General features: G+C 39.8%; 7 protein-coding genes, 2 tRNA genes and 2 pseudogenes. 3 read left to right on the top strand and 8 right to left on the bottom strand.

Going from position 1 to position 10,198, the window contains the following annotated elements; all coding sequences use genetic code 11:
• Positions 1-232 precede the first annotated feature (232 nt).
• Together HF312_20730 and HF312_20725 are read right to left on the bottom strand one after the other, a co-directional pair.
• Positions 233-427, bottom strand: a pseudogene (locus HF312_20730) (restriction endonuclease).
• A gap of 215 nt (positions 428-642) precedes the next feature.
• Positions 643-1,203, bottom strand: coding sequence for a hypothetical protein (locus tag HF312_20725; GenBank protein ID MCU7522648.1), 561 nt, complete (start codon positions 1,201-1,203; stop codon positions 643-645).
• A 445-nt stretch (positions 1,204-1,648) separates the two neighbouring features.
• On the opposite strand from HF312_20725, the gene HF312_20720 reads away from it, so the two are divergent.
• A complete protein-coding gene (locus HF312_20720) occupies positions 1,649-1,996 on the top strand; it encodes a DUF3147 family protein (GenBank protein MCU7522647.1) in 348 nt (115 codons plus the stop codon).
• 3 nt (positions 1,997-1,999) lie between these two features.
• On the opposite strand, the gene HF312_20715 is transcribed toward HF312_20720, so the two are convergent.
• From HF312_20715 to HF312_20700, 4 genes and pseudogenes are all read right to left on the bottom strand, one after another.
• Positions 2,000-3,247: an MFS transporter gene (locus HF312_20715; protein MCU7522646.1), complete on the bottom strand. Its 1,248-nt coding sequence runs from the start codon at positions 3,245-3,247 to the stop codon at positions 2,000-2,002.
• A gap of 42 nt (positions 3,248-3,289) precedes the next feature.
• A pseudogene (gene chrA, locus HF312_20710) lies at positions 3,290-4,443 on the bottom strand (chromate efflux transporter).
• Positions 4,444-4,467: 24 nt separating this feature from the next.
• Positions 4,468-5,370, bottom strand: coding sequence for a DUF1259 domain-containing protein (locus tag HF312_20705; protein ID MCU7522645.1), 903 nt, complete (start codon positions 5,368-5,370; stop codon positions 4,468-4,470).
• A 180-nt stretch (positions 5,371-5,550) separates the two neighbouring features.
• Complete coding sequence (locus HF312_20700) at positions 5,551-6,558, bottom strand: chromate resistance protein (GenBank protein ID MCU7522644.1); 1,008 nt, start codon at positions 6,556-6,558, stop codon at positions 5,551-5,553.
• A 201-nt stretch (positions 6,559-6,759) separates the two neighbouring features.
• Between HF312_20700 and HF312_20695 the strand changes: the two genes are divergently transcribed.
• Entirely contained in the window at positions 6,760-8,883 is a 2,124-nt protein-coding gene (locus HF312_20695; GenBank protein MCU7522643.1) for a carbohydrate binding family 9 domain-containing protein, read from the top strand.
• 116 nt (positions 8,884-8,999) lie between these two features.
• On the opposite strand, the gene HF312_20690 is transcribed toward HF312_20695, so the two are convergent.
• Positions 9,000-9,086, bottom strand: a tRNA-Ser gene (locus HF312_20690).
• A 143-nt stretch (positions 9,087-9,229) separates the two neighbouring features.
• Positions 9,230-9,994, bottom strand: a complete 765-nt coding sequence (locus HF312_20685) for a ZIP family metal transporter (GenBank protein ID MCU7522642.1) — start codon at positions 9,992-9,994, stop codon at positions 9,230-9,232.
• 116 nt (positions 9,995-10,110) lie between these two features.
• Here HF312_20685 and HF312_20680 point away from each other — a divergent pair.
• A tRNA-Ser gene (locus HF312_20680) sits at positions 10,111-10,197 on the top strand.
• Position 10,198 lies beyond the last annotated feature (1 nt).

Raw genomic sequence — 10,198 nt, 5'->3', positions numbered from 1 at the left:
AGTACACTGTCTTAAATTAGGCTAAAAAACTGTCCAAAGGATGGGGGGAAGCCCAAGATGCCAATCTTAGGGCTCGGCGTTCTGTACTGATAATTTTTCTATAATCTGCTTTAATTCTTCCGGCATCCCCTGCAGGATCTCTGGAGATACTATACCCATATATAAACCACTCTATAGTAAAATACGCATTACAGCTGATCAGGTTAAAACTTGAGGCCTAAATTTCGAATTGCTAATTTTGAGCACAGTTCAATAAATGGTTATCCAAATCTTCTAAATCTTCATGATGCAAGAGTAGGACATCTAGGGAATTAGCCAGCTGTTTAGCTGATTTTGTATAACCAGCATTTGTAACTACTATTGCGTAATCAGCCTGTACAAAACCTTTAGCCGCATGAACCTCCTGAACTGCTTTATTCCCTACAGGTAGAGAATATCCTTACATTGAATTACAACAGAAACTGAATTCTTTTCCGCATAAATCTCCAGTCCCTGATCCCCGCTTGCTTTAGTAGTCTTTGCATCCCAACCTATTTTTTAAAATTTTTCTGTACAATATTTTTCATAGTCATAAGGCTCCATTTTTATACTGAATGAAGAATTTGAAGCTTCCTTGTTCTCATCCAAATAATAATCTTCAATTTATTTCTCAATAAGGTCATTAACCTCATTTGCATCAATCTTCAAGTTATATTCAACCTTTTCTGTAGGAAGTCCCATTTCTTCAGCTATCTGGCTTACACGTGGGGTTATATATTTTACCAATTCAACGGCAATTACATTATTAAAGAAATAAGACTTTTCTCTTTCCCAAGCACTAGGATCTTCCACTCCGTAATCATAAGTCATTACCAGCGATTTTCTTTTTCTGGCAAGCACTTTAATATGTTGTTCAATTAAAGCATCTATTTGTTTATCCCTTTCTTCATTCATACCATCATGAAACTCATCAACCTTTTTTTCAAATCTAAGGCGTTCCATCAATTTCTCTTTTTCAATTCTTGCATCAATTGATTTTCCAATCATTATCAAAATAATTTGCCAGAGAATAAGTCCCAAAGTTGCAATACCCACGGAGTTAATAAGAATAGCAGAAATGGATACATCTTCCAAAAACACATTTTTTAGAAAATAATAAATGGTAATCCCAGCAATTACAAAATATGCTTTCAGAGAATAGTCGAATTTCTGTTCTTTCGTCATTTTTCCCCTAGTTATTATTATCAGAAATGAATCCGGTATATAATTTAATATTTATTTCCAAATACTGGAAGTGGGTATTCTAAAAAACGATGTCATAAAAATGTAATAAAAGTTTCATATTGTCGGCAAATCAGGGGGTATTTGGGTGAATGAGGGAGATGACATTATGTAAAAAAAAGCTCAAAAACGCAATTTTATTTGATCTTTGAGCTTTAATTTTTCTATGCGGAAAGGGGGAGATTTTCCGCAGCCCTTCAAAATATTTGGAATTTAGGCTGTTTTGGGCATTTTTAGAAAGGTGATGTCCTAAAAGTGTCCTGAAATAATTTTAGGAATTTACTTAATATTTACTTATTCCAGGCGACCTAATAATTGATAGATTCTTTTGATTTACTTTTGAATAGAGTTATTTTAGCTATATCAGGTTTCAATATAGGATAATGTCATGATATATTATATCGTAAAGGTATTAATTTCAGCAGCAATTATTGTATTTGTATCAGAAGTGTCGAAAAGAAGCACATTGATAGGAAGCATATTTGCCTCAATGCCCCTTGTCTCGATACTTGCGTTTATCTGGCTTTATTATGAAACAAAAAGCAAAGAACAGGTCTCGGAACTTTCAACCGGTATATTCTGGCTTGTAATTCCATCACTGTCCATGTTTATTCTGCTGCCATACCTTTTGAGAAAGATGGATTTTATCTTTGCTCTTATTATATCAATTGTTGTAATGGTTCTGTTTTATTTCCTGATGATCTATATATTAGAGAAATTTGGCATTAAAATTTAGAAATTAGGTAACTTTAGTGCGCTTAACACCGATTTCCTGTCCATCTTTAATTTCCTTAAAACTATGGTAGAGCCAGATGTCATAGATGATTTTCAGCCCGCCAGCAAAAAAGAATGGTAAGTTAATCAGGGCAGGGCTTGCCAGAAAAATTACTCCAAGCGAAGGTGAGATTGAAGCGCCTATGGAACGAGCTATTGAAGTTATTCCTGAGGCGGCTGATCTCTCATCCTTGTTGACCGCAATTATCGTATATGTCTGACGTGTAGGCACATCCATCTGTGAAATGCTGAACCTTAAAAGAAGCATTGCAATTGCTGAGGGCAGGTTCGGCATAAGCGGCACTAAAAGCAGCAAAACATTAGATGGCAGGTGAGTAAATACCATTGTTTTAATCAGGCCCAGCCTGCCCGCAATTTTGATTGCGTACAAAGATGAAATGCCTGCAATTAAATTTGCCGCAAAAAAAATGCTCCCAATTGATCCTGTGTTTACATTAAACTTTAGATAAAACCAGTATGCGAAAATGCTTTGCAAAATGAAACCGCCTGCAAATGCATCGAGAGCAAATAATGCGCTTAACTTTATAACAATCTTTTTTGAACTGTGGAGCCCGAATCTGCTAATTGTTTTAGCGGTATCTGTTGTTTTTGGCACTTCAACCTGGTTTGTCAGGACACGGAATAAAATTAAAAGCATCAAACCTATCAGCCCATATATGGCCAGTATTATTTTATAGGTAAGGATATTTGTTAAACCTTCTTTTTGAAGGAGTTGTGCCCCCCAGCCGGCGCACAGTGCTCCAATAGCAGTGGAAAAAGAGCCTGCAAGATTATACCATGCAAATACTCCGGGAAGAGCTTTAGTTGGGACCAGCTCTGAGAGGGCAGACTGCTCAATAGATAAAAACGGACCTATTTCCTTGCCGCTTGGACTAATGACTCCAATGGCTGCAGTTAGTACCAGAATAATATAGTTATCAGTTAAGACAAATATAAATCCACCGGCCGCCATGAGAATTGAACCAGCTATCAGCATTTTCCTTCTGCTGAAATTATCTGCATTGGTTGTGATCCAAAATGAGATGACTACATCGCCCAATAGCGTAAGTGTAAGCAAAACTCCGATTTCATATTCCTTCAGGCCGATCGCAGCTAAATATAGGACAAGGATAACAGAGATAAATCCGTATGCAAACAATCTGATCGTCCGTGCGATAAATAAAATGCGGATATTCTTTTTAATCTGCTGCATAAATTGGATTCATTGTGCTAAAATTCATTTAATTTACACTCCTTAACCCTTCAAAGAGAATGCAATTAGCCCCAGGATGGCTGCGGCAAGGATTAATATTGGTTCGGGTATTTTATACCGGAATAAGATCACAGTTGTCCCCAAGGCGACAGCTAAAGTAAAATAATCTGTTATTGCATGTCTTCCCAGTATAACAATTGCACCTGTTATTGCTCCAGTTGCGGCTGCGGTTACTCCTTCAATAAAAGATTTAAGGTGTGAGTTTGTACTGTATCGTTCAATATAGGGGGCAGGCAAAATTACAAACAGGTAAACCGGCAGGAATACCCCAAGGCTTGCGGCGGCGGCTCCCGGAAGGCCTGCTACCAAGTAACCTATAAAGCCGACTGTAATTACTACCGGACCGGGAGTAATCATAGCAACGGCTACAGCATCAAGGAACTGCTTTTCATTTAACCAGTGGTTCTGAAGTACAACACCACCATGCAAAAATGGAACAATTGCCAGTCCACTGCCAAAAACCACAAAGCTTGCCCTAAGGAAATAAAAGAATATTTTATTAAGCTGTGAAAAATAGGAGGTCTAAAAACTGACTGGATAAATAAAACAAAAAAAGGAGAAAAGGATCTGAGAGCCTGAAGTTTGCTTTGACGAGCAGCGTTAAATAGTAAGGCTACAATACCGGATAGAATAAACAGCCAGATAATCTCTTTTTCTGTAATTACAGTTACTACAGCCATAAATAAAAATATCGCTATAAAAAGGTAGTTCTTCTTTATTACCAGTTTTGTAAGCTTATAGGCAGATTTTGCCATTATTCCAATTGCTGCAGCCCCAATTCCGTAAAAGAGTGCCTGCATCCAGAAGAAGCCTCCATAGGCTGCATAGAGAACTCCAAGAAGAACAACCATAATAAAAGAAGGCAGAATGAAAGCTACTCCAACAAGAGTTGCCCCAATTATTCTGCCTTTAATAAAACCGATGTAAATGGCAAGCTGTGCTGCTAATGGGCCCGGTGCAAGCTGGGCAAGCGTAAGTCCTCTTAAGTATTCCTCCTTGGTTATCCATCCCAGCTTTTCCATCAGATCCTGTTCCATATATCCGACTAGAGCTACCGGTCCGCCAAAACCGATAGTTCCAAGCTTAAGAAAATATAGTAGCAGTCCTTTAAGAGAATATTCAATGGGTACCTTCATACACCGGCTTTCATAAATAACTTATCATTTACTGCTTGTGGTCTCAGTCTTTGATTTTGTCTTGAAAATGGCATCTTTCAGGCCTTTTGCCAGGTTTTCAGGAGTGTCGTTACCCCAGAAATGCAGAAAGAAAATCCTTGGATTATCACTCAGCATATGGTTATGCACTGCTGTGACTGCTATGTTATGCTGTACAAGGGCCTTTATTACAGGATTAACCTCTTCACCAATAAGTACAAAGTCTCCTGTTGTAACAGCCTTGTCCTTAACTTTCTGGAAATATAATGATGTAGCCATCCCCATCGATGTCGGGATTTCATCCCCGTTTTCTGTAACCTTGTCTTCCCTTGGTACTGAAATCTGAAGTATGTCACCTGCCATCTGTCCCTTTGTTCCTAAAATTGACTGCACTTTGGACCAGTCAGTTTTACTTTGCACAGTCTGATTTTGCTTTGGCTGTGTAAGGGGAATTTTTGTCTGGCTTATGACGGATTTTATTTTCTGTGCAAGCTCTGTGGGGCTTCCCATGCCGCCCACATGCATATATATAACCTGTGGGGTTTCTTTCAGAACATGGTTATGAAGTGCAGTTATTTCTAAGCCATTCTCAACTGCTTTTTTCATTGCTGGCTCAACTTCTGTCTCGAGCAATACCATGTCACCCATCAGCATAGCGTTGCTGCCCATCTTCTTAAAGGCAATCCAGCCCGTAAGTGCAAGAGCAGGTTCAATTTTCACCCCGGCAACTTTTACATTAAGGTCACTCCTTGGGAAAGTGATTTTGAAAACATCCCCCTGGAGTTTCCCGGTCTTGCCGATTATCTTCTCCACATCTTCCCATCCCTTTGTCTGGGAAAAGCCGTCAGCCGTAAAAAATGTCAGGAATATAACTGACAATGCCAGCCGGAATACATTTATATTTCTCATTATTTTATCCTCCTCTAATTAATCTTTTTTATCCTTTGTCTGCGAAAAGATCCGTAAAGGCAAATATTAAGAAAAAACAAAAACCGCCAAGAAGATGCACACCCTCTGTGTTTGAAAAAACTCCAATCAAGACAAATATGCACCCCGCAATAAACAGAAGAATATTCACTATTTTCAGAATCATTTTGCCACCTCATCAAATGCCTTCAAATTTACCTGTATGTTCCTTGAAGTCTTAAAATAATAATAGAGCCCGTCTAAGAGTAAAAAGCCAATTTCACAAACTTTATTGTCATTGTTAAAATATTTAGATAGTGACCTTACAATAATATCAATTCCCTTTGCCTCAGGACGGTTAAATTTTTTATCCTTAAGATCGATGTCATGAACTATTTCAGAAATATTCAGTAATGCCTTATCCCTTATCTGAAATATTTTCAGCAAAGTTTCAAACGTGCAGTCTTCACCTCTGTGCCCGAATTCAGAGCCGAAAACATCAAAAAGAAGCGCATCTTTTGGAAGTGAATTTTCAGGTGCAAATTCAAACTGTGCAGCTTTATCGATGAACCTTTTAATAAGCCAGGCAGAACATAGCCTGTCTATATGAATATTTTTTCTGGTCGCCCACTTTTTCTTCTGAAAGTCTTTTGGGTTATGCTTAACAAGCAGTTTATCTGCAGAATCAGTTGGAATATTTGATAAAAGACCTTTATTCAAAATAGAAAGTTTATGCTTTACTTCCTGTGCCATTGGTGAATGAAAATAATCTGTCTCAGAAGTTTCTTGGAACTGATATGTTAGCTGTCCAAGTTCTTTCTGCAAATCCTTAAGGAGCTTATCACTTAAACTTGAAGATTTCTTTAGCTGTTCAAATCTCATCTGAAGATTATCCCTTCTTTCCCGCAGCTTTTCATATTCTGCACCAGCTGTTTTAAGGAAAATATTTTTAAGTTCATCATCTTCTTTTCCGTCAGCTGACTGAGAAATGAAGATTGCCCCATGGCCTTTTACGGCTTTAATTTCACTTAAAATCCACTGAAAGCTTTCCATATTCTCCTTGCTGTAGGGGAGAACATATGCTGAATCCCTGTAAAGTATGGCCCCAACCTTTTTCGTGTTCCGCCATATTCTTACCCGGGCACTGGACTTAAGTCCCTGAAGTTCGTGCACCAGAAAAAGCCATTTCATAACGCCTCAGTTGTAATACCTATTACATATAGTAACAATTATTTCCCTAATTACTACAACCGAAAGGAGGGGGTACCTTGTTTTTGCATCAAATGAGTTTTAGGGCATTTGGATTATTGCCTGGAAGCAATTGTTTGTATATATTTTTAACTCCATTTTTAACTCGTATAGATTCTGAAAGTTTTTAAGGCCCCAAAAATTATGAGAGTAATTGTCCTGTTAGCTCTTCTGGCTTCTGTCTGTTATTCACAAAGCCTTAAGGTTTATAATTTATCTGAAAATGAAAATATCAAACTGGACGGAATATTAAATGAGGCGTTCTGGCCTAAAGCTGATTCAATTTCCGGCCTTACTATGGTAGACCCTGTTGAAGGAAGGCAAGCTGAGTTTAACACAGTAGTAAAAGTTGCTTCAGACGGTAAAAATATATACCTGGGAATTCAATGTTTTGACCCTGAACCTGATAAAATAATTTCCATTTCTAAGACCCGTGACGCTTATCTATCGGACGAAGACAGGGTTATTTTTGTCTTTGACACGCATCTTGACCAAAGAACCGGTTATGTCTTCGCCATTAATCCATACGGAACAAGGTATGATGCCCTTGTGCATAACGCCGGTGAAGCCGAGAATTCAAGCTGGGATGGAGCCTGGGATGCAGCAACTCAAAGAACCCCCGTGGGGTGGACAGCAGAAATTGTAATACCCGTCAGGATTTTATCCTATAATCCGGAACTGAAGGAGTGGGGATTTAATTTCGAAAGAAAGATCGAGAGACTGCTTGAACGGGACAGGTGGACCGGGCTTAAGCGGGACTTTCTTTTAGGAAATGTTGTCCATGCCGGGAGATTGACTGAACTGCCTGATTTTAATAATGGCATGGGTGTATCAGCAAAGATTTCAACAATAGAATCCTCAAATAAATTTTATGATAAAAATTATAGTTCAAAATTTGATTTAAGCGCAGACCTTACCCAGAAATTCCATGATATAAACGCACAACTGACCATTAACACAGACTTTGCAGAAACTGAGGTGGATGCAAGACAGACAAATCTGACCCGCTTCCCGCTTTATTTCCCTGAGAAGAGGGGATTCTTTCTTGAAGGAGCGGACTTATTCGATTTCGGTATCGGCTGTGGTGAGGACGTTATCCCGTTTTTCTCACGCAGAATCGGCCTGTATAACGGGCAGAAGATACCCATTCTTTTCGGCGGAAAAGTAAACGGCAAGATAGGCGGAACAAGCTTCGGCGGAATTTTTACAAGGACTAATTCCGTTGGCGGTTTAGTTCCAATGTCGTCACTCGGTGTCTTCAGGATAAAACAAAATGTCCTTGAGGAATCAACTATTGGGCTGATCGGAACCGTAGGTGATCCTGCGGGAAAAAATAATGAATGGGTACTCGGGACTGATCTTTCATATCATACCTCAAAATTCTTAGGCGATAAAAATTTTACCGTCGGCCTCTGGGGATTATATAATAAGAACGGACTTGTCAAAGACAGGACGGCAGCAGGATTTAAGATCGATTATCCTAATGACGTGCTGGATATGGCACTCACGGCCTTAAGAATCGGAGATGGATTCTCTCCGTCTCTTGGGTTTGTTCCGAGGAACGGTATAAATAAATACTCATTTGGTGCTGACTATATGCCGCAGCCTGGAGTGCTGGATATAAGACGCTGGTATTTTGAATCTTCCTTTTCCCTGATCACTGATCTTAAAAATAAATGGCAGTACTATAGCATTTTCTTAGCCCCCATCAACACTCTTTTTGAAAGCGGAGACAGAATTGAATTTAATATAGCGCCTGAAGGTGAATACCTCCCAGAGGATTTTGAAATCAGTAAAGGCGTTATTATTCCTAAGGGGCCATACGACTGGAAGAGATTCAGGCTTGAGGCAGAAACTGCTTCCAAGCGCCTGATAAACGGCATTGCAACCTGGTGGTTCGGTTCATTCTATAATGGCTACATGGATCAGGTAAGCGGTGAGTTGAATCTGAGGCCATCGAACAGCTTAAATATAGGTTTAAGCTTCGAGAAAAATATTGCCAGGCTTCCCGAAGGTGATTTTACACAGGACCTGGTTGGCCTGAAATTCCAGCTGGGCCTTTCTTCCAGTATCGACCTCAGTTCCTTTATCCAGTACGATACCGATTCAAGGCAGATAGGCACAAATACACGCCTTAGGTGGATGTTTAACATGATGGGGGATCTGTTCCTGGTGTACAATCATAACATAAATAAGCTCGACCGTTTGAACTGGCAGTATGATTCAAATCAGCTGATCCTGAAGTTCAGCTATGGATTATGGTTTTAGAAAAGGGTGATAAACCATCTAGTAAAAGCTGTGACTGGAGAAACTATAAGTCAATTTACCTCATCATACAAAAAAGCTCAAAAACGTTTTCAAGTCCGTCTTTGAGCTTTTGTAAGCGGAAAGGGGGAGATTCGAACTCCCGGTACGGTTGCCCGCACAACGGTTTTCGAGACCGCCGCATTCGACCACTCTGCCACCTTTCCCGGTATTGGTCGCTTAAACTTAAAAAATTGAACACCAATTCTAATAAATAATATACACTAAATCAACCCTCCAGACAAGTCAACCGGCAGATTTATTCAAATTGCTCCGTCCCGCTGCTTTATATAAAAGATGTGAAATATTTCTAAATTGAACCGGCTATGAATTTTGTCGCCAGTATTAAGACGGCTCCAATTAAGAATGATGTAACTACAAGCTTTGTGTGGTTCTTCAGCATCTCTCCCAGTACGGCATGGAACGCCAGGAAAATAAATCCGCCGCCGATGTGCGCCATTATCATTCCGAATACAATGGGGGAGATCATGGACTGCAGCAGGTAAATGCCTATTACCGCTCCCAGCACGGTCGTAAGTTCAACAAGTGTTACATATGTAATAATCTTCTTTTTGCTGTATGCCGCTCCCAGCATTAGCGAGGCTAAAGCAAGTCCCTCGGGAAACTTGTGCACAAGTATTGCAAGGAATATAGAGTTGCTCTCGAAGTGCATGTGCTCGCCGCCTGTGGTAAGCGCAATGCCGTCAAAGAGCGAGTGGAACGACAGTGCCGTTACCATCAGAAGCACAATTTCCGAAAACCGCTTTGTTGTCTGCTCGTCAAAGTGGCTTGCACTGCAGGCCGGGCAGACGTGAAAGTAATACTTACTTATAAGATAGAATACTAAATAGCCCGAAGCTAATCCTAAGAGAAGTTCCGGTACAGAAAGCGCCTCATACGCCTCAGGCAGTATGGAAAACGCCGCTGCGCCGAATAAGGCTCCCGCTGAGAGGCTTATTAAAGCGCATAATTTATGATGGTCTATTTTGATTGAGAAAGTGGAAACCGCCCCCACGAGGGCTGAGATGACTACAAAGACAGACCGTAATACCATTCCTGAATATATTTGATCCATTTGTTCCATTTTTTTTAACTAATAAATTTACCAAAAATAACGTGCATTTTAAAATATTTTCGGACTGCTTCTTTTAAATTTCACGAAATATTTATATATTTGGGTCTTTCAACTACGGAAAGATGCAGGAGTGGCTGAACTGGCACGCCTGGAAAGCGTGTGTGCGGGCAACCGTACCGTGGGTTCGAATCCCACTCTTTCCGC

This window comes from Ignavibacteria bacterium (assembly GCA_025612375.1).
In the GTDB taxonomy this organism is placed as follows: domain Bacteria; phylum Bacteroidota; class Ignavibacteria; order Ignavibacteriales; family SURF-24; genus JAAXKN01.
The sequence above is the reverse complement of the archived record's forward strand: the minus strand, read 5'-3'. Positions and strand labels throughout refer to the sequence as shown.

Excerpts from the sequence above, each read along its gene's own strand:
- HF312_20725 (MCU7522648.1), bottom strand. The coding sequence starts at position 1,203 with ATGACGAAAGAACAGAAATTCGACTATTCTCTGAAAGCATATTTTGTA.
- HF312_20720 (MCU7522647.1), top strand. The coding sequence starts at position 1,649 with ATGATATATTATATCGTAAAGGTATTAATTTCAGCAGCAATTATTGTA.
- HF312_20715 (MCU7522646.1), bottom strand. The coding sequence starts at position 3,247 with ATGCAGCAGATTAAAAAGAATATCCGCATTTTATTTATCGCACGGACG.
- HF312_20705 (MCU7522645.1), bottom strand. The coding sequence starts at position 5,370 with ATGAGAAATATAAATGTATTCCGGCTGGCATTGTCAGTTATATTCCTG.
- HF312_20700 (MCU7522644.1), bottom strand. The coding sequence starts at position 6,558 with ATGAAATGGCTTTTTCTGGTGCACGAACTTCAGGGACTTAAGTCCAGT.
- HF312_20695 (MCU7522643.1), top strand. The coding sequence starts at position 6,760 with ATGAGAGTAATTGTCCTGTTAGCTCTTCTGGCTTCTGTCTGTTATTCA.
- HF312_20685 (MCU7522642.1), bottom strand. The coding sequence starts at position 9,994 with ATGGATCAAATATATTCAGGAATGGTATTACGGTCTGTCTTTGTAGTC.